General features: G+C 41.7%; 16 protein-coding genes. 13 read left to right on the top strand and 3 right to left on the bottom strand.

The features are described 5' to 3' along the window. Positions 1 to 73: 73 nt before the first annotated feature. On the top strand, positions 74 to 1,843 hold the full coding sequence (locus tag IGI71_RS03935; RefSeq protein WP_010747582.1) for a family 43 glycosylhydrolase: 1,770 nt from the start codon (positions 74 to 76) through the stop codon (positions 1,841 to 1,843). Positions 1,844 to 1,928: 85 nt separating this feature from the next. On the opposite strand, the gene IGI71_RS03940 is transcribed toward IGI71_RS03935, so the two are convergent. Then, positions 1,929 to 2,774 carry a helix-turn-helix domain-containing protein gene (locus IGI71_RS03940; protein ID WP_306453150.1) on the bottom strand — a complete coding sequence of 282 codons (846 nt, stop codon included), beginning with the start codon at positions 2,772 to 2,774 and terminating at the stop codon, positions 1,929 to 1,931. A 152-nt stretch (positions 2,775 to 2,926) separates the two neighbouring features. On the opposite strand from IGI71_RS03940, the gene IGI71_RS03945 reads away from it, so the two are divergent. Genes IGI71_RS03945 through IGI71_RS03955 form a run of 3 tightly spaced genes read left to right on the top strand, consistent with a single transcriptional unit; the run spans position 2,927 to position 5,996 of the window. Next, the gene (locus IGI71_RS03945) at positions 2,927 to 3,802 is read left to right on the top strand and encodes a sugar phosphate isomerase/epimerase family protein (protein ID WP_010747584.1); all 876 of its coding nucleotides are present in this window, start codon (positions 2,927 to 2,929) and stop codon (positions 3,800 to 3,802) included. A 1-nt stretch (position 3,803) separates the two neighbouring features. Further along, complete coding sequence (locus tag IGI71_RS03950; RefSeq protein WP_010747585.1) at positions 3,804 to 4,964, top strand: Gfo/Idh/MocA family protein; 1,161 nt, start codon at positions 3,804 to 3,806, stop codon at positions 4,962 to 4,964. 15 nt (positions 4,965 to 4,979) lie between these two features. Further along, a complete protein-coding gene (locus IGI71_RS03955) occupies positions 4,980 to 5,996 on the top strand; it encodes a Gfo/Idh/MocA family protein (protein WP_010747586.1) in 1,017 nt (338 codons plus the stop codon). Positions 5,997 to 6,061: 65 nt separating this feature from the next. Here IGI71_RS03955 and IGI71_RS03960 read toward each other — a convergent pair whose 3' ends face one another. Next, positions 6,062 to 6,892, bottom strand: coding sequence for a helix-turn-helix domain-containing protein (locus IGI71_RS03960; protein WP_010747587.1), 831 nt, complete (start codon positions 6,890 to 6,892; stop codon positions 6,062 to 6,064). 219 nt (positions 6,893 to 7,111) lie between these two features. On the opposite strand from IGI71_RS03960, the gene IGI71_RS03965 reads away from it, so the two are divergent. The 9 genes from IGI71_RS03965 (at position 7,112) to IGI71_RS04005 (ending at position 18,669) form a co-directional block, all read left to right on the top strand. Further along, positions 7,112 to 8,809, top strand: coding sequence for a hypothetical protein (locus tag IGI71_RS03965; protein WP_010747588.1), 1,698 nt, complete (start codon positions 7,112 to 7,114; stop codon positions 8,807 to 8,809). Between the two features lie 89 nt (positions 8,810 to 8,898). Beyond that, on the top strand, positions 8,899 to 9,864 hold the full coding sequence (locus IGI71_RS03970; protein WP_080646945.1) for an ABC transporter permease: 966 nt from the start codon (positions 8,899 to 8,901) through the stop codon (positions 9,862 to 9,864). A gap of 18 nt (positions 9,865 to 9,882) precedes the next feature. Further along, the gene (locus tag IGI71_RS03975; RefSeq protein WP_010747590.1) at positions 9,883 to 10,779 is read left to right on the top strand and encodes a carbohydrate ABC transporter permease; all 897 of its coding nucleotides are present in this window, start codon (positions 9,883 to 9,885) and stop codon (positions 10,777 to 10,779) included. A 38-nt stretch (positions 10,780 to 10,817) separates the two neighbouring features. Then, the gene (locus IGI71_RS03980; protein WP_010747591.1) at positions 10,818 to 11,426 is read left to right on the top strand and encodes a YesL family protein; all 609 of its coding nucleotides are present in this window, start codon (positions 10,818 to 10,820) and stop codon (positions 11,424 to 11,426) included. A 267-nt stretch (positions 11,427 to 11,693) separates the two neighbouring features. Continuing rightward, entirely contained in the window at positions 11,694 to 13,820 is a 2,127-nt protein-coding gene (locus IGI71_RS03985; RefSeq protein WP_010747592.1) for a glycoside hydrolase family 3 C-terminal domain-containing protein, read from the top strand. Positions 13,821 to 13,832: 12 nt separating this feature from the next. Continuing rightward, the gene (locus IGI71_RS03990) at positions 13,833 to 14,933 is read left to right on the top strand and encodes a glycosyl hydrolase family 8 (protein WP_010747593.1); all 1,101 of its coding nucleotides are present in this window, start codon (positions 13,833 to 13,835) and stop codon (positions 14,931 to 14,933) included. Between the two features lie 95 nt (positions 14,934 to 15,028). Further along, the gene (locus tag IGI71_RS03995; RefSeq protein WP_010747594.1) at positions 15,029 to 16,192 is read left to right on the top strand and encodes a GDSL-type esterase/lipase family protein; all 1,164 of its coding nucleotides are present in this window, start codon (positions 15,029 to 15,031) and stop codon (positions 16,190 to 16,192) included. A gap of 21 nt (positions 16,193 to 16,213) precedes the next feature. Then, a complete protein-coding gene (locus IGI71_RS04000; protein WP_010747595.1) occupies positions 16,214 to 17,113 on the top strand; it encodes an alpha/beta hydrolase in 900 nt (299 codons plus the stop codon). A 17-nt stretch (positions 17,114 to 17,130) separates the two neighbouring features. Beyond that, positions 17,131 to 18,669 (top strand): glycoside hydrolase family 43 protein, encoded by a 1,539-nt coding sequence (locus tag IGI71_RS04005; RefSeq protein ID WP_010747596.1) that lies wholly within the window; start codon positions 17,131 to 17,133, stop codon positions 18,667 to 18,669. Between the two features lie 446 nt (positions 18,670 to 19,115). On the opposite strand, the gene IGI71_RS04010 is transcribed toward IGI71_RS04005, so the two are convergent. Continuing rightward, entirely contained in the window at positions 19,116 to 20,411 is a 1,296-nt protein-coding gene (locus tag IGI71_RS04010; RefSeq protein ID WP_016249833.1) for an ISL3-like element ISEfa11 family transposase, read from the bottom strand. Positions 20,412 to 20,620 lie beyond the last annotated feature (209 nt).

Here is a 20,620-nt window from a genome sequence, read left to right on the forward strand (position 1 = left end):
TTTGATGGGTTTGAAAATTGGTGTGTGGACCACTAATCAAACTACTCGCAATTATTATATTTAGGAGGCTACTATGAGTTATCAATTATTGAATTATCAACGAGAAGCTAAAGAAACAGAGCTTTATGATACTCGGCTGGGATTGGCGATGCATTTAGCATTGGCAGATGAATCAGGAGTGTTTCAGCCATTAAATCAAAACTTTGGGGTCTTGTTTGCCAAAGCACATTCTTTACCAGATGGGTTTTTAGTAGCAAAAGCCCTTAAAAAAACTTGGATTTGTCAGGGAAAAGAGAAATTTTACATCATCGGGATTCGGGTAAATGCCGATGGAACGTTGGATGAAACCAGTGTGGGTAGCATTTTAGTTTTTGAAACGGAAAACTTTATTCAGTATCAAGAACTACCTTTGCTCCACCTAAGTGAAATGCCTCTGATGGATGTTCAATTGGCTTATACGGATGAAGGGTATCAAATCCGGTGGTTAGATAGCTGTGATCAGGCTTATCAAGTGACGACCCCAAGCTTAGATCATGTGGATGAGACTAAAAAGGTTGCCATTCAGTGGCAACCACTTTTGGAAGTAGCAACGGATATTGAAGGGGCAATTCCGAGGAATAGTTTGACCATTAGTGAGGAACAAGGAGACTATTTACAAAAAAAATTGATAACACCCCATCATATCACTGTGGACTTACCGGATGAAGTCGTTGTTGAAAACATGGAAGAACTTACCACGATGAAAGCAACCTTGCGCTATAGTGATGGCTCGAGTCGCCAAGCCGGAATTGATTGGTTTGATTTACCAGCAAGTGCTACTGAAAAAGCTTTTGTAGCAAAGGGTCAAGTGCACCAGGAACATTTTTCTTTCCCGATTTCGACTTATCGCGCGGATCCTTGTATCGGCAAATGGCAAGGGGAATACTACTTTATTGCCACGAATGATTATGATGATAACCGTAGTCTCTATATCCGTAAAGCCAAGACGATTGCTGAGTTAGTTACTGCCCAAGAGATGAAGATTTTGGATAGCGAGATGTACCCTGAAATTGCCAATCTCTTGTGGGCACCAGAATTTCATATTATTAATGATCGTTTGTATATTTTCCACGGTGCAACACCAGGTCCTTTTGAAGAGGAACAATCCCACGTAATGGCTTTGAAAGAAGGCGGCAATCCCTTGGTGCTAGCAGATTGGCAGCGACCGCAAAAAGTCGTAAAAGCAGATGGATCGCCTTTGATTACAGGAGGCATCACTTTGGATATGACGGTGATTAAAGATAGTGGCCGAATCTATGCCGCTTGGTCGCAACGTCAGTTTTTTCCAGTGGATTTAGGTGCGTGGATTTATTTTGCGGAGCTCAATCCTGATCAACCGTGGCAATTATTGACAGAACCAGTAGTCTTAGCAAAACCAGATTATGGATGGGACAATAATCATACCTTTGTCGATGAAGGTCCCTATGCCTTGTATCGAGGAGAAGACATCTATTTAACCATTTCCGGCGCAGCTGTCGACAGTAGCTATTGTGTGGGGTATCTAAAAGCCAAAGTTGGCAGTGACTTGCTCAATCCAGCGGTCTGGGAAAAATCAAATTACCCATTGTTGACTTCTCTGAATGTTCCAGGAGAATTTGGACCTGGACACAATGCTTATGTAGAAGATGAAGAAGGCAATATCTGGAACACTTATCATGCACGTCCAGGTATCGATGCTCCCCGTTCTTCAGGTATCCGGCGGGTACATTTTGATGTAGATGGACAGCCAATTTTGGGAATGACGGAAGCAATGGATGTCAATCCTGAGTTATCTTTGGTGCAAGTAAAAGTAAAGGTAAAATAAAGCGTAAAAACAGCCTGTGAGACTAAATACTCACGGGCTGTTTTTTTGAATCACGGGTTGCAAAGGATCAATCAAAATCAGATTGTTAAAGGTTTTGTTGTTGAAATTGACGAGGAGTCAGCTCAAATTCCTTTTTAAAGGCTTTAATAAAATGAGAATAATTAGTAAAACCAGCATCGTTGCAGGCAATCGTAATTGTGGCCCCTTCTAATAAACGCTCTTTGGCATAGAGCAGTTTCCGTTTTTGGATGTAGGCATGGGGACTAAAGCCGGTATGACGCTTAAATTCCCTAGTAAGGTGTTCGCGGCTAATAAACTGGGCTTTGGCTAGGGTCTCGACTTTGACGGGCTCTGATAAATGGTCTTGGATATAGTGAATGGCGTGGCGAACAACATGATTTTCTTTACTATTCGTCAAGGGAGTATTTTCTTTTTGCAAAGCTAAAAAGCGTTGATTGAGAAAAAGCAGAAACTCGTTAAAACATTGGGTATAGCGCAAGTCACTACCATATTCTTCAGAGGCACTATGTTTTTGTAAATCTTGAATAAAAGGTCGAACTTCGGTTAAACTTGTAGGCAAAAAATGACTTTGGCGGTTATTGATACGGGAAAAGCATAACGTCAAATCTGTTTTAGCGGAAGAATAACGGTGTAAATAAGATTCGTCAAAATAACAGAAAACGCGCTCATAACGGGCAGAAGGTAAGGTTAGCATCATGTGATGGATATCATGATGATGAATTAACAGGATATTTCCTGGTTGCATATGATAGACACAATCTTCCACGTAGTAATCCACTTCCCCATCTAATAGACAATAGATCTCATGAAAATCATGGTAGTGGTACTCTGGTAAAAATGTGATGGGGGTTTCGAAACAGGAATCTTTATAATAAAAATCGAAATCTTTTGAATGAAGATGATCTTGAATCGTTGCTACTGGTTTCGTCGGGGGTCACTCCTTTTTCGCAAGTTTCTCTGATGATATCACATCTAGCATGAAATGGGTCACATTATAGCGTTTTTATTATTTATAAATGTACGTATAATAGCCGTAACAAAACAAGAAAGAAGGTTCATTTAATGAACAACTTCACCATCACCGGTTTCGCAGATGAAATCGCAAGTGACTTAGATACACAAATCAAAGGACTGAAAGAAAACGGCATTGCCCATATCGAAGTCCGAGGCATCAATGGCGTCAATGTCAGTGAATTGACGCTGGATCAAGTACTTACTTACAAAGAAACACTCCATGAAAACGGGATCAAGATTTCTTCCATCGGCTCTCCCATCGGTAAAATCAGTATTGAGGATCCTTTTGAAGAGCATTTAGCGTTATTCAAACATGTTCTCGATGTAGCAGTAGCTTTTGAAAGTCCCTATGTCCGGATGTTTAGTTTCTTCATTCCAGAAGGCAAACCTGCCGACGACTTTCACGAAGAAGTGGTGAAGCGATGGAACCAATTTTTAGAGGTAGCCAAAGATTATCCTCAAATTACCTTGCTTCATGAAAATGAAAAAGACATTTACGGAGATATTCCAGAACGTTGTGCCAAACTTTTGACCGAACTGAACAATCCACAAGTCAAAGCGGCCTTTGATCCGGCCAACTTTGTCCAATGTGATGTGGAAGTCTATCCCCATGCCTATGAATTATTAAAAGATGAAATTGGCTATATGCACATTAAAGATGCCCATTTCGCAGATCATAAAGTCACACCGGCTGGACTTGGCGATGGGCAAGTGGAAGCTGTCTTGCGGGCACTTGTGGCAAACGGCTTTACAGGCTTTGCTTCCTTGGAACCCCATTTGTCAATTTTTGATGGCTTTGCGGCGTTGGAAAAAGAGGGCGTCTCCATTGAAGAAACAAAATCCGATGGTGAAAAACTGTTCACTGTCGCTAGTAATGCATTGAAAAAAATCCTTGTGGAAAACATGGGTCAGGAGTGGAACTAATATGGAAACAGTAAAAATCGGTATCGTCGGCGTCGGTAATATCGGCTCCTTTCATATGCGCAATGTCTTAGGTGGTGAATTAAAAAACGCTGAATTGGTGGCATTGTGTGATAACAATCCAGAAAAATTGGACCGTATCCAGGAACAATACGGGGATCAATTCAAATTATATGATGATGTGGATAACTTGTTGGCAGATCCAGAAGTGGACGCAATCATTATCTCTACGCCCCACTATGATCATCCTGTGATTGCCATTAAAGGTTTGCAAGCAGGCAAACATGTCTTAGTAGAAAAACCGGCTGGGGTGTATACGAAAAAAGTTCGGGAAATGATTGAAGAATCAGAAAAACATCCAGAACTGTCCTTGTCTTTGGTGTATAACCAACGGATGAACCCGACTTATCAAAAGGCCAAAGAACTCGTAGAATCCGGTCAAATCGGTGAATTGCGTCGGACCAACTGGATCATCACCAACTGGTATCGGTCCCAAAGCTATTACAATTCTGGCGGCTGGCGGGCCACTTGGAAAGGGGAAGGTGGCGGTGTCCTCTTAAACCAAGATCCCCATCAATTGGACTTGTGGCAATGGATTTGTGGCATGCCGGAACGGATTTTCTCCTTTGCCTATTATGGCAAACGTCGGGATGTGGAAGTGGAAACAGAAGTAACGGCCTATTGTGAATACGCAAATGGGGCCACTGGGGTCTTTGTGACAACCACTACGGAAACGCCTGGGACCAATCGTTTTGAAATCGTGGGTTCTCAAGGAAAAATCGTGATTGAAGATGAACAGTTGAAATTCTGGCGGACCGTTACCGATGAAAAAGAATGGAACGATACTTACACCGGCGGCTTTGGCGAACCGGAAGTTTGGGAAATCAAGATTCCTGTTGAATTTGACGGCAGCACCGGCCATTTGCGAGTGACGCAAAACTTTGTCAACAATATTCTCTTTGGCGAAAAACTGGTGGCACCAGCGACAGATGGGATTTATGGCTTGTCCATTTCTAACGCCATTCACCTCTCTTCTTGGTTAGGCCAATGGGTTGAGTTGCCGATTGACGAGGAGTTGTTCTTGGAAGAGTTAAACAAGAAAATTGCGGGCTCAAAATACAAAGATGTGAAAGAAAAAGTCTTGGATACTGAAAATACTTACTAAAAAGAGTGTGAAAAGATGATACGATTCGGAATTGTGGGCTGTGGCAATATCTCCGGTACCCATGCAGAAGCCCTTCAGAAAATTCAAGAAGCCCAGTTGACGGCTTGTTGCGACATAGATGAAGTAAAAGGGCGACGCTTTGGGGAAAAACATGGCTGTAGTTTTTATGGGAATTACCTAGACATGCTAAAAAATGGTGAGATTGACGCAGTAATCATCGCTACGCCGCATTATCTCCATGGCCAAATGACCCTGCAAGCTTTTGAAGCCGGGAAACATGTCCTATGTGAAAAACCGATGGCCATAACGGTCCAAGAAGCTGAACAGGTTTTAGCCAAATGGGAGGAACAGCCAGACTTGCATTATGCCGTGTGTTATCAAAATCGCTTCAACCCTTCCTATGCCCAACTGAAAACGATGATTTCCCAACAAGCTTTCGGGCAGTTAAAAGGAATCAAATGCGAGCTAACCTGGCATCGGGATAAAGGGTATTATGAGGCGGCATCATGGAAAGGTACTTGGAAAAAAGAAGGTGGGGGTACCTTGATCAATCAAGCCATCCATACCTTAGATGTGGTGACTTGGATGATTGAGTTACCAGAGAAAATCAAAGGCAAGATAATGACCACGCTTTTGGAGGAAACCATCGAAGTAGAAGACGCGGCGATGGCGACAGCAGTGCTTCCAGATGACGTGCCGGTGGTCATTCATGCCTCCAACAACTACTCTTCAGATCCCGCCCCATCCGTCACCTTTGATTTTGAAGAAGCCAGAGTGGTGTTGACCGCTGACAAACTGGTAGTCAATGACGTAGCGGCACCTCTTGAAGAAGGCATGGTAAGCGAAGTAGCTAAAGCTTACTGGGGAGCAGGACACCTGCGCTTTGTACGAGCCTTTGTCAATCAGTTAGTCGGCTTGCCAGATCCTCACGCAGAGTACCTCGCCGTTGCGGATGCGTTGGATTCTTTGAAGATGGTTTGTGGGATTTATGAGTCGGATCGTAGTGGGCAGTGGGTTCAACTGAATAAATAGTAAAAAACCATGGAGACTAGTTGGACTAGTGCTTCATGGTTTTTTGCTGAGGTGCATTCAATTTACTACAACAATTGTTGGTAGTAGAGATTGTCAAAGCGAATCAATGTCGGCTCCTTTCGTCCGCTACGGGCATTTTTCCGATAATCTTTTGGGGAGTGACCAATTTTCTGCAAAAAATTACGATTGAAGGTTCGCGTGTTTTGAAAACCAGATAAGCTAGCGACTTCTGTTATAGAATAATCGGAGTTTGCTAGTAAATAGCAAGCTTGATTGATGCGGTACTGGTTGATTAGTTTTGGAAAGGTGGACTCAAGTTTTTGGGTAATGACCTTGGATACGTAATCTTTACTATAGCCGATATCTTCACTCAGCTGACTCAAAGTAACTTCATTTTGAAAATGAGAAGAGACCCACAATAGAATTAATTCTAAAATATTCTCTTTGCCTCGTGTTTTGACTAGCTTGGTATGTTGCTCATATAGATATAAGATTTCATATAAAGCGGCTTTGTGTCTAAAAAATGAGTTGCTCTCAAATAATGAATCGTAGAGCTGATTAGATTTAGTGCGTCCCACCGGAATGACAGGATTTAAGAAGGATTTCCCTTTAATTAATGGAAGATAGTCTTCTAGATACTCGGGAGAAAAAATCCAAATATGACCAGAGTTTTCCATTTCAGCTTCTACTTGATGGGTTTGATAGGGGAGAATTAGGGCGATATCGCCAGCTTTTAAGGTGTGAATTTCAGAATCGATTGTCAATAGAAATTCGCCAGTTTCACCAAACCATAATTCGAAACTCCGATGAAGATGCTCAGGATAGCTGAGATTCTCCGGATGATATTCCACGTGGGAAATTTTTTCCCCGAAGTGATAGGATTCCAATTCAGTCATTTTTAACCCTCCCATTTAAGAAATCATAGTCAACTGATTACGTCTATTAGTGTACTGAAATTGTCTTGTTTTTGCAAGCGTTTCAGAGTAAAGTTGAATCAAGGAAGAGAAGTAAGCGCTATTAATTTATTTGAATCAGGGTTTAGAAGGAAGTTGTGTCGCAAGGTTTTTTTATGCATCAATGTTTGTTATTTAAACATACCAACGGAGGGGAAACACATGAAAAAGTTTGGAAAAGTTGCAGTGACAGCAATGGCACTAGCTTTATTGGCTGGGTGCGGTAGTGGAAATGGTAAAGGAGACAAAGATGGTGGCACGCAAGCCACAGATAGTGATGGCAATAAAAAATATACAGCCTTTATGGCGGTACCTGGTTCTGAAGTTCCCGATGATTCTCGTTTAAACAATGTTTTTGCAGAAGAATTTGGTTGGCGAGTGAAAGTTAGCTGGCTGACGGGTCAAACTGCAAAAGAACGGATTGGGGTTATGGTATCTGGTGGCGAGTATCCAGATATCGTGGATGCTTCCGATGGTCGTTCAGCGATGATTGATGCTGGAGCTTATGTTCCCTTAGAGGATAAGCTAGATGACTATCCGAATTTGAAAGCCACATTAAGTGATATTCAATGGGAAAAAATTAAAGCTGATAATGATGGCCATATTTATACGATTCCACAATTTGCTCAAAAAGATGGTACCGTGGATACGGCAACTAGTTATGGTGGCGAAGCTTTCTGGATTCAAAAACGTGTCCTCAAATGGGCGAACTATCCAGAAATTAATACTGTCGAACAGTATTTTGATTTGATCAATAAGTATTTAGCTGAAAATCCTGATACTGATGGTCAAAAAAATATCGGTTTTGAAATCTTATCTGATGACTGGCGTTACTTCTGTTTGGAAAACCCACCGCAATTCTTAGCGGGATATCCAAATGATGGCGCAGCTATTGTCGATCCAGACACAATGAAAGCAAAAGTATATGACAAAATTCCAGAAGCCAAAGAATACTACAAGATTTTGTCTGAACAATTTGAAAAAGGAACGATTGACCCTGAAACCTTTACTGCTAAATATGACCAGTATATTGCAAAATTATCTTCTGGTCGAGTGTTGGGGATGATCGACCAAGGTTGGAACTTCCAATCTGCAAGAGATTCATTGGTTTCTCAAGGGAAAGATGAATTAACTTGGGCACCTCTTGATTTGACTTTGGATGAAAATGTTCAACCACAATACCGAGAAGGTGGCGTCTTGTCTACTCAAGGTGGGATTGGGATTACCACTAGCTGTAAAGATGTTGATGGCGTATTGCAAATGTGGGATGACATGGTTTCTGAAAAAGGGATGATCCTACGCAACTGGGGCGAAAAAGGCGTTGACTATGAAGTTGACGACGACGGCATGTTCTACCGCACTGACGAACAATGGGCAAATTGGAAAGATACCGATTATGTTCAAAAGAATAGTGTAGCGTTTGGTTATATGCCTGGTTACCGTGGTTACTTGCCAGATGGAAAAAATACAATTTTGCCTTCTGAACAAATCTCTGAATTCCGCAAAACATTGTCTGATATCGATAAAGAAGTGTTGGATGCTTATAAAGTAGACAACTGGACTCAAATGGTACGCTTGCAAGATCCAATTCAACCATGGTTCCCAATCTATACAGAACGGAACAAATGGACTTCTTCTGATCCAGCTGGGATTGCTAGTCAAAACATGCAAGAAGTGAAAATGCAATGGTTACCAAAAGTCATCATGGGCGGACCAGCAGCTTACGAACAAAACTGGGAAGATTATATGACTGCTTATGATAGTCAAATCGATTACAAAGCCTTTGAAGATACATTGACTAAAGAAGTGAAACGTCGGGTAGAAATCGAAAAAGAACTAGAAGCAAAAGTTGACAAATAGTCTGCTGTAGCGAGGTGATGGGAGTTGTGAAAATAACAACTCCCACAATCTTGCTTTGCTACATACTCGAAGATTTGGGGGAATAAGAAATGAGCGGAAATTCAACGATGTTAGATTCAAACGAGGGTATTCCAAAAGCAAAACGAAAAACATTTTGGGAACGTGTCTGGGCTCAAAAAGATCTGTGTTTACTTTGTCTGCCATTTGTCATTTACATTCTTTTCTTTAATTATGCACCGTTATCTGGCTGGTTGATGGCTTTCCAAAAATACCGTCCTGGTACTGGTCTTTTTGATCAAGAATGGATTGGACTTGAAAATTTCCGAATGTTGTTTGCTGATCCAAACTTTTTACGGGTTGTCCGCAATACTTTGGCAATGAGTTTAATCAATTTGACTTTGGGTTTTGTTTTCTCGATTGGCTTTGCGGTCTTATTGAATGAAGTCAAAAATAAACATTTAAAGAAAATCATGCAAACTGTCTCTTATCTGCCTTACTTTTTATCATGGATTATTGTAACAGGGATCGTGTTGGATGTGCTGAGTCCTGAAACGGGGATTATTAACCAACTACTGATGCAATTTAACTTTGTAGACAAGCCGATTAGTTTCCTTTCCGAACCGAAATATTTCTGGTGGATTGTTGGTTTCTCTAATGTTTGGAAAAGTACTGGTTGGGGAAGTATCATCTACCTTTCTGCGATGTCAGCTATCAACGAAGAACTGTATGAATCCGCCGAAATGGATGGTGCCAGCCGCTTGCGGAAAATCTGGCATATCACTTTACCAGGAATTAAACCAACAATCTTTATCCTCTTATTAATCAATATCGGAAATATCCTAAATGCTGGGTTTGAAGTGCAATACTTGTTAGGGAATGGCTTAGTTCAACAAGTTTCCCAAACTATTGATATTTTCGTGTTGAAATATGGGATTAGCTTGAACAACTACTCCTTTGCCACAGCAGCCGGGATTTTCAATGGTGTGATCAGTATCATCTTGATTACATTAGGTAATAAACTTGCCAAAGTTGCTGGCGAAGAAAGTTTGTTCTAATCAGAGGAGGAAAAAAAGATGAAACGAGTTGCGATTTCAGATCGACTATTCGATATATTTAAGTGGATTTTTCTAATTTTATTCACGTTGGCAACCCTGTATCCAATCTTAAACACCTTAGCAGTCGCCTTTAACGACGGACTAGATGCTTTGCGTGGAGGGATTTATCTGTGGCCACGAACTTTTACCTTGGATAATTTCAAAGCTGTTTTAGCCAAACAATCGTTACTAAACGCAGCTTTTATCTCGGTGGCTCGAACGGTGATTGCTACTTTATCACAATTGTTTTTAACATCATTGTTGGCTTATATCCTTAGCCGAAAAGAATTTATCTTTCGGACACCGGTTACTTTATTGTTCATCTTCACCATGTATTTGAATGCTGGGATAATTCCTAATTACATGTGGTTGAATAAAATCGGTTTGACGAATACATTTTGGGTTTATATCTTGCCGGGGATGATCAGTGCTTTTAACTTATTGGTTATCCGGACTTATATCCATGGAATCCCTGAAAGTTTAGTCGAAAGTGCCAAAATCGATGGGGCCAGTCATATCCGGATTTTCTGGAGCATTATCTTGCCATTGTGTAAACCAGTGTTGGCAACCGTTGCTTTATTTATCGCTGTTGGTCAATGGAACTCTTGGTTTGATGCGATGTTGTACAACGGCTTTAATGAAAAACTTAGTACGTTGCAATACGAATTGATGAAACTCTTGTCTTCTGTAACAAGTCAAGGGGCCAACGCCAATGATATGCAAAATGCCGCTCAAGCAGGTGGTGGCGGCATGGTGACCCCAACTTCGGTACGGGCAGCTACGACAATCGTCACAGCCTTGCCAATCGTCTGCCTGTATCCATTCTTGCAAAAATACTTTATCAGTGGTCTGACTATTGGTGGGGTTAAGGGTTAATTTAAGGCTTAAAAGAAAGGTTTTAAAAGGTGTTTATTATGAGAAAATCTGGAAATAGTCAAGCGATTATGGACAAGTTGAGTTTGGTAGCCGATTACTTATTGGTAGGCGTGCTCTGGCTACTTTGCTCAGTACCGCTTGTTACGACGGGGGCAGCAACTAGTGCCATGTATCGCACGGTTTATCAATGCATGTTCCAAAAAGAAGGCTATGTCTTAGGGACTTTTTTCAAGGCATTTAAACAGTCCTTTTTCCAAAGTTCATTGATTTGGACGGGGTATCTGGTGTTGGCAAGTTCTTTTCTGATAAATCGTCAACAACTTGCTGGGAGTTATTCCTTGCTTTCAGATGCTATCCAAATTGTTTTAGGGATTTGTTTGTTGGTTCTCTTGCCCTTGGTGGTGTTGGTATTGGCTTATATTGCTCGTTTTGAAGATCCTTTAAGAATAATTTTACGCAATTGCGGTCTTTTAGCGCTAACCCATCTTGGAAAAATGATCCAAATGCTCGTCTTGTATACCGTAGTGATCGTAGGGATTTGGCTATTACCAGTTTTTGCTCTGGTGTTATTACCTGTTGTAGTGAAAAAAACAGTACCCATTTGTGAAAGCTTATTTGGATTTTGTACCATTGAAAATGCATCATAAGGATTAATTATCAAGATAAATCACATTCAGAAACACGGGAATATTCGAGCTAAATACATTGTAATGCCACTGTTTCCAGAAGCTGTCCGGTAAATCCTACAGGCTGTAGCAGCAATGCCAATTTAGTTCGGATATTTTTCTTGCAGAAACGACTACTCTTCTTGTTTGATCAGCTGCATGATTTTGTAGTATATCCCAGTTGATCGTAGCAGAGTATTGTCGGATTGTTTCTTATTGTAAAGTTGAAAGAATGTTGGAGGAAAAAACATGATTACCCATTCAGAGGCAAAAGTTGAAGCACAAAAAATTGTGGCACAAATGACCATAGACGAAAAAATTGGTCAAATCAATTTCCGCGCCCCAGCCATCCAACGCTTGGGCATTACGGATTATAACTATTGGAATGAAGCCCTTCATGGCGTGGCGCGGGCGGGGGTTGCCACCGTCTTTCCGCAAGCGATTGGCTTAGCAGCAATCTTTGATGATCAGTTGATGGAAGAAATTGCTGGGGTGATTGCTGAAGAAGGCCGTGCAAAATACAACCAGTACCACGCAGAAGGAGACAATGATATCTACAAAGGGTTGACATATTGGTCGCCTAATATCAACATTTTTCGGGATCCACGTTGGGGTCGCGGGCAAGAGACTTATGGCGAAGATCCTTATTTGACGTCTCGACTTGGTGTGGCTTTTATCAAAGGCTTGCAAGGGGACGGCCCTTATCTGAAATTAGCGGCCTGCGCCAAGCATTTTGCGGTTCATAGTGGACCAGAAGCGGATCGCCATTCTTTCGACGCGGTAGTGAATGATAAAGATTTGTATGAAACTTATCTACCTGCTTTTGAAGCTGCTGTAAAAGAAGCCGATGTGGAAAGTTTCATGGGAGCCTACAATGCAGTAAACGGGATTCCAGCATGTGTGCACCCCGAATTGTTACAAGATATTTTACGTGGTAAATGGGCGTTTGAAGGGCATGTTGTCTCAGACTTTGGCGCTTTGGAAGATGTTCATGAGCACCATCACTATACTGAAAATGCGGCGCAAACCATGGCCTTGGCGATGAAGATTGGTTGCAATCTATGTGCAGGGAATGTTTCTGATAGCTTGCATCAAGCGTTAGCAGAAGGCTTGGTGACAGAAGCAGAAATTACGCAAGCAGTAGTAGAACTTTACACAACTCGCGTTCGTTTGGGCATGTTTGATGAGACCAATCCTTATAATGCTATTCCTTATGAAGCCAATGATAGTAAGGAGCATATGGCACTATCTTTGAAGGCTGCCGAAAAAGCTTTAGTTTTGTTGAAAAATGACGGCATCTTACCGATTAAAAAAGAAAGCGTAAAAAATGTGGCAGTCATTGGCCCAAATGCTCGTAGTATCGAAGCATTGCAAGGCAATTATTTTGGTGTTGCTTCGCGAAATGTGACTTTCTTAGATGGCATTCAAGACTATCTGGAAGATGATGCACGGGTGTATTATGCGCCAGGTTGTCACTTGTTCCAAGAATATGCAGAATCGACCTTGTCTCGTCCTCATGAGCGAGCATCAGAAGCAATCATCGCTGCCAAACATGCTGATACCGTGGTGATGTGCCTTGGTTTGGATCCGACAATCGAAGGAGAACAGGGAGATTCCGGTAATGTCTACGGTTCTGGTGACAAAGAGACGTTGGGCTTGCCGGCAGAACAGATTCGCTTGTTAGATCAAATTTTAGCATTGGATAAACCAGTGATTTTGGTAGTGGCAGCTGGTTCAGCAATTTCTCTGTATGGTCGAGAAGAGCATCCAAATCTTCATGCCATCCTTCATGCTTGGTATCCTGGTAGCCAGGGTGGAAAAGCGTTAGCGAAAGTCTTGTTTGGCGAAATTAGCCCAAGTGGTAAATTACCAGTGACATTCTATCGGACCACTGACAATCTACCGGATTTCAAAGATTACGGCATGAAAAATCGGACTTATCGTTACTTGGAGGAAAGTCCCTTGTATCCATTTGGTTACGGTTTGACGTATGGCCAAATTGCTTTGGCTGATCTGCAAGTAGAGACGCAAGAAAAAGACTACTTGATCAAGGGAACCATTACCAATACCAGCGATTGCGCTATGGAAGAAGTACTACAAGTTTACGTTAAAACCGATTCGAAACATGAAACGTTAAATGGTAAACTCGTGGCCTATAAACGTGTAGCATTGGCACCCGGAGAAACAAAAACGGTGACGGTACCTGTTGCCAAAATCAATCTTACTGTGGTTAATGAAGCGGGGGAACGATTATTTGATGGCGAACAAATTACCTTTACGTTAGGGACAACCGCGCCATGTTCACGGGCTCAAGAATTAGGCCAACCGGCACCACTTGTGGCAACAGTCCCACTTGTGGAAACCGTAGTAATTTAGTAGGAGAAACGGATGAAAACATATACGAATCTTTTTAAAACATATGGTTATGATGAAAATGAAATCCAAGACCGTTTAACGCAAATCTGGGAAGAAATTTTTGTCGGACCGGATAAGGTTTATTTTGAAACAGCAGATGCAGGTTATCTAGTGGATACCGGAAACGATGATGTACGGACAGAGGGCATGAGTTACGGCATGTTGATGGCGGTTCAGTACGACAAAAAGGAAGTCTTTGACCGGCTTTGGCGCTGGGTGATGACTTATATGTATATGGATAGCGGGGAACATGCCCATTATTTCGCTTGGTCGGTCGCTCCTTCTGGTCAGAAAAATGCTTATGGACCCGCTCCGGATGGGGAAGAATTCTTTGCCTTGGCGCTGTTTTTTGCAGCCAATCGCTGGGGGGATGGAGAAGGGATATTCAATTACTCTCATCATGCCCGAGAATTGTTGAACTATTGTATTCATAAAGGGACTGAATTTCCTGGCATGCCTATGTGGAACAATGAAAATAAATTAATCAAGTTCATCCCAGAAGTAGAATTTACCGATCCTTCTTATCATGTACCGCATTTTTATGAACAATTTGCTCTTTATACAGAACCTAGCGACCGGCCGTTTTGGAAAGAGGCGGCGAGGGCTAGTCGAAGGTATTTGAAAAAGGCCATTCATCCAGAAACTGGGTTGAATCCAGAATACAGTTGGTACGATGGCAGTCCACAATTGGAAAGTGAACATCCGCATTTCTTTAGTGATGCCTATCGGACAGCCATGAATGTGGCGCTTGATATGCAGTGGTATGGTGAAGATGTTGTACTCAAAGATCGGTTGGCTCATTTGCAACAATTTTTCCATGCACTACCAGCTGGGGCAGAAAATTACATTTATACTGTGGAAGGGGAAAATACTGGAGAAGAAATCTTACATCCAGTAGGCTTGCTAGCAACCTTAGCCGCGGCCTCCCTTGCAAATCCTGAAACAGAAATCGCCCGAGAATTTGTGACACGTTTCTGGCAAACGCCCCTTCGTAAAGGCGTGCGCCGATATTATGATAATTTTTTGTATGCTTTTGCCTTTATGGCTTTGAGTGGTAACTATCGTATTTACTAATTTTTTGACTGGTCAGCAGAGGTATTGAGGAAAATCTCAGACTAGGCTGACCAGTTTTTTTACATAGGGAATTTCATTTAGGAGGAATAAATGGCGTGTGGCAACGAATTTGGGAATATCAGGAACAGGATTACCGCAGTGCTCCTTGCGAGATTGAACAACAAGTACAAGTAGTGCGAATTCGGTTAAATCATTATGGGGATCAATGGCGTGTATTGTTTTCTAACCTTTATGGTAGAGGGCCGTTAGTGTTTGATAAGGTGACTGCACAGGTGAAATCGGCAGAGCTCATTGCACGCACACCGGTAGTTCCCCTGACTCTTCATGGAAAGTCGGAAATACAGCTAGCCCCTGGTTGTGAGCAGTTGGCAAGTGATCCTATTTTATTATCAGCTGCACCAGGAGAAGTGTTAGAAATCACTACTTATCTAGCCAAACCGGTGCAACTGACTAGTTTTCTAGTGAGTTATGCTCGTTTGCAACAGGAAGTGCTGAATTATCGTTGGGTTGAGAATTTCTGGACCCATCCCTTGGATAATTATCAGCTCTTTCAAAATGCGTTGTGGAATCCACGAATGTACGTTATCTATGGTATTTCGGGCCTACAATTGCAAGGAAACAGTCAGACCCTGATAGCTTTTGGGGATTCGTTGACACAACAGGGATTTTGGACGGATCATTTCAAACAGCGCCTGGTGACAGAGGGCTTTTCACAAGTGGCACTCGTAAATCGTGGCATTGGGGGAAACCGGGTATTGCTAGATACAGATGCTACAGCCGATGACTTTAGCCGTCATGGGCGAGCTGGGGTGAAGCGGTTTTTGTCAGACGTTTTTGCGGATGGACCAGTTAGTGGCTTGATCCTTTTTCATGGTATTAATGATTGTTTGACGATTGGCGAGAGACCTGTCGCTGAGGGATTAGCCGAATTAACCGCGGCTTTTCGGTTTATGATTGAGGAAGCCCATTTGCGGCAAGTACCAGTGATTGGAGTGACACTTCTTCCTTTTAATCAATCAGCCTTTTACAGTGAAAAGGCCGAAAGTTTGCGTCAAGGATTGAATCATTGGCTGCGTAATAAAGCGCCAATTGAGGCACTATGGGACTTTGATCAAGTCGCCGGAGATCCTCAAGATTCTCAAAAACTCTACCAATTATTTGATAGTGGCGACGGGTTGCATATTTCCAGTGTAGGTGGGAATCATTTGGCGGCTGCGGTTGATTTCCAGCAGTTGGCTACGTTACTTGGTATTGATTAAGCGAAAAATGGAGGGGTTCAAATGAAAGTCTTTACTACGTTACTATATGACAACAAACCCAATGTATCCTATACAAGTTATCTTCATGAAGGCTCAGAGGAAATTGATAAAGACCGGCAATTTCCGGCCATGATTATTTGTGGTGGGGGAGCATATCTAGGGATTTCTGATCGCGAAAAAGAACCGGTGGCCTTGCATTATCTGCAAGCCGGTTTTCAAGTCTTTGTATTGGATTATCAAACAGAAGCCACTGGTAATGCGCAATATCCGAATCCACTTTTAGATTTGGCGATGTTGATGAAACAAATTCGCCTGCAAGGGGAAACGTGGCAGATTGATAACGATAAAATTGCCATTATCGGCTTTTCAGCAGGAGCCAATCTTTGTGCTCAATTAGCAACCCATTGGCACAATCGTTGGCTAGCAGAAGGGGTTGGAACCGGCGATAATCAGCTTCTGAAACCCAATGCTGTTATTCTCGCTTATCCGTTATTGGACTTCATTGTCCAAGAAAAATATGCCAATCTAGATCCTCGGATTGACCTAAGTCTCAGCTATACCGATACCACGAAGCGAGATTTTATGCATCATGCCAATAAAGTCTTTTTAGGCAAAGAGTATACAGAAAATCGGATGAAAGAGGCGAGCCCTTATTATTTCTTATCAGGAAAAACACCGCCTACATTCCTTTGGACAACAGCCCAAGATGATCTTGTCTACCCGCAACAATGTTTGCGTTATGCTAATAAAATGATGGAACTAGGTGTGCCAGTAGAGTTGCATTTATTTGAAGAAGGGCAGCATGGCCTCTCGTTGGGAACCTACCAAGCATCTGGTGATCCCACGTTGCAAAATGCTGATGTCGCTCAGTGGCAAAATTTAGCTTTACGTTTTTTACACCGGCGTTTCGGTGAATTTTAAAAGAATGAGGAAAACAGATGAAGAAAAGCCTTGAAACAATTCAGAATCCGATTATTCCCTTGGATTATCCAGATCCAGACGTCATTCGGGTGGAAGATACGTATTATATGGTCACCACTACGATGCACTTTATGCCTGGCTGTGAAATTTTACGTTCTTACGATTTATTGCACTGGGAACATGCGGCATTTGTCTATGAGCGCTTGGATAGTACGGCAGGCCAGCGCTTAGCAGAGGGGAAAGACAGTTATGGCAAAGGAATGTGGGCGGCCTGTTTACGATATCATGAAGGACGTTTTTATGTCTTTTTTGTCGCCAATGATACCGGCTTGACCTATTGTTATACTGCTGAAAAAATTGAGGGACCTTGGGATAAGAAAATCATTGAAGGTTTCTATCATGATTGTTCCGTGTTGTTTGAAAAGGAACGTGTTTTTATCGTCTATGGAAACAGTAATGTCTGGTTGACGGAATTGAAACCCGATCTCAGTGGCCCGAAAGCTGGGGGCATCCATCGTGTGATTGTCTCAGAAAAAAATCCTCGGTTAGGCTATGAAGGAGCTCATTTTTATCAAATCAATGGCAAGTATTACATTTTCTTGATTCACTCAGATCCAAAGGTTTGGCGACGGATTGAGGCTTGCTTTGTGGCGGAGGATTTGGAAGGTGAATTTGTCGGCGGTGATGTCTTTAATGATGATAACGGGTATTGCAATCAAGGCATTGCCCAAGGTGGTATCGTGGATACGCCAAAGGGAGACTGGTACGCGATCTTGTTTCAAGATTATGGTGCAGTAGGACGGTTACCCATACTTTTACCAGTAACTTGGCAAGACGATTTTCCAGTTTTTGGCGAAGAAGAAAAGACGCCACAGCAATTTTTTATTACCGACAATCGACCGGAATATGTGTATTCGCCTCTTGTAGGGAGTGATGATTTTAAAACGTTAGCCAAAACGCCTTACCGACTAAAACCGCAATGGCAATTTAATCACGAACCGGATTTGTCTGGCTTCTTATTGGATCCAAAACGTGGCTGTGTGGAATTAACGACGACACGGCTTGCACAATCTGTGACAACGACGCCAAACGTCTTAACACAGCGGATGCGCTATCCAAAATGTGTAGCCACCGTGACAATCGATGGGACAAAAATGAAAGATGGGGATTGTGCCGGATTAGCTGCCTTTCAATCCGCTTATGGTTTTATTGGTTTATCCAAAGAGGAAGGCCAGTATTATCTTGTCATGGAGACCCGTGAACTAGATGATTCCAGTTTGCAAGCAATGCCTAAAGAGGCAACTAACGGTAAATCCACTCGTATTTTGTGGGAAAGTGGAAAAGTCACGCTAAAGGTAGCCGCTGATTTTCATGAAATGACGGATTTGACCCGGTTTTATTACCAAAACGAAGGGACTTTTTTGCAATTAGGAGAGGCACATCCGGTGGCATTTAAAATGGATCATTTTAGCGGCTGTCGTTTCGGGCTATTTATCTATAATAGGAAAACCATTGGAGGCACCGCGTCGTTTCAGTCTTTTGATTACCAAGTTTAAGAAGCGGGATTTGTTAGAAAAGCTCTAGGCCAATTGCTGTTTTGGTGGAAATATGTTATACTGTGTCTTACACGAAAGATATTGTTACGCGAGAAATACAAGGATATTTTTAAGAAATTTGATCCAACTGGCGCAGCTTCAGGGCTGCAAGGGTGTGTTAGTAGGTTATGGGAACACACTGTTTAAATGAGAAATACTTGATTTTAAGTAATAGTCTGATCTAACTTTAGAGTAAAGATATTGAGTAGTTAGATGGCCTTCTTCCGTTTGGGAGAGGGCCATCGTCCATTTTGGGGATGGCATCATCATAAATGCCGAGTAAAAGAAGCTGATCTGTGTTAGAGAGCAAGGGGGAAAAATAAAGGGCTCTTTGTCAATAAGGACTGATGAGTTGTGCAAAATCAAATCTGGGTCAGAATGAACCAGATTCTGGCTCAGATTTTTTGTTATCTTACATTGATTAATTGATTGATCAAAAAGATTCTAATTCTCATGTTCTCGAATGATTTAAATCCGTAGGATACTCGTTTCATTGTCTTTATGTGGGTATTCTTCGCTTCTATTTTTCCATTGGAATAAGGATAGATCATTGCGTTGGTGATGCCTTCTTCATAGGTCAGAAGGTTTTGAAGCTTTTCCCGAAAGCCGTCATCTAACGTTTCGGGAAGTTCTGCCAATAAGGAGAAAAATAAGTCAGGGTCTTTGTCTCGAAAGGCTTCAACTAATTCATGAAAAAAGCGATACGCCTCCTTTAGGGGCGGAGAAAACTCAAGCAATCGATCAATCATCATTGCTTCAGTAAGAAATGGGTATTTTGGTGCTCGGAAACTTTTCCATGTTTTGTATTCATAATGGTTGATGTTTGCACGATTTTTTAGCAAAAAGCGCCAGTTCTTTTTCAGTTTTTCTGCCTGGCTTTTCTGTCCGGCTTTACGAAGTTCATTCATTTCACGGATACGCAACTCATTGAACGCTTGATTCATGTGTTTGACAATATGAAACCGATCAATCACGACTTTCGCATTTGGCAGAACACGTTTGGTGAGCTGGAAGTAGGCGGCGTTCATGTCTGTCACCAAGAATTCTACTTCTTCTGGATTGGTACAACCTAAGAAATAGCTTGTTAATCGAGGTAATTTACGCGTAGGCAAAACATCTATTAATTTTCCTGTTTCGCCATCTGCACAAATAAAGCTCATTTTATCTTCTATGGAAGCATGCGAACGAAATTCATCAACCATCAATACTCTTGGGAGAATCTTCTTAGATTGCTTTGGTAAATAGCTTTTAAACTCTTTCAATGTACGAATAACGGTGGTCAAAGATACCTGACAGCTTTTCGCAATAAAAGATAAAGATACTTTTTCAGTCAGTAAAGAAGCAATTTTATATCTAACATGATTTGCGATTGAATGTCTGGGTTGGACAAAATAACTTTGAGCAGTCCAATGGGTGCGACAGTTTTTACAGGTATAGCGCTGCTTTTTTAGGCGCATAACCAAAGGCATATGATTGTATTGTTCAAAACGGACAATTGTTTCCTTCTTCCCATTTTTCACTATAATTGCTTTCCCGTTTCCATCTACCACAGTAGAACCACAACTTCTACAAGCACGAGGAGTAGGCGAGAGAACAGCATCGACGACCAACGTCTTTTTCTTCTGAAGGGTCTCGTAAGAGACCTCTGTAATCATCAAATCTTTCTCTATTATTCTCAGCATTTTTTTGATAGAATCATTCATATAGCATATCGTCCTCTCAGTTGTTTATTTTGTGGTGATTTAATCATACTAGAGAACGATATGTTTTTTAATACCTAAAATGAAAATGGGGCTGAAGAATCAATTCTGATTCATCAGTCCCATAAATTATAGAGCCAAATAAAGTCCGTCTAGGTGTTAACGGCAACGATAAAATGTAGGAAAATGGCAATTTAAAATTGTTGGTTTTC

Origin of the sequence: Enterococcus sp. DIV1279b, assembly GCF_050531515.1 — a bacterium.
In the GTDB taxonomy this organism is placed as follows: Bacteria; Bacillota; Bacilli; order Lactobacillales; family Enterococcaceae; genus Enterococcus_D; species Enterococcus_D casseliflavus.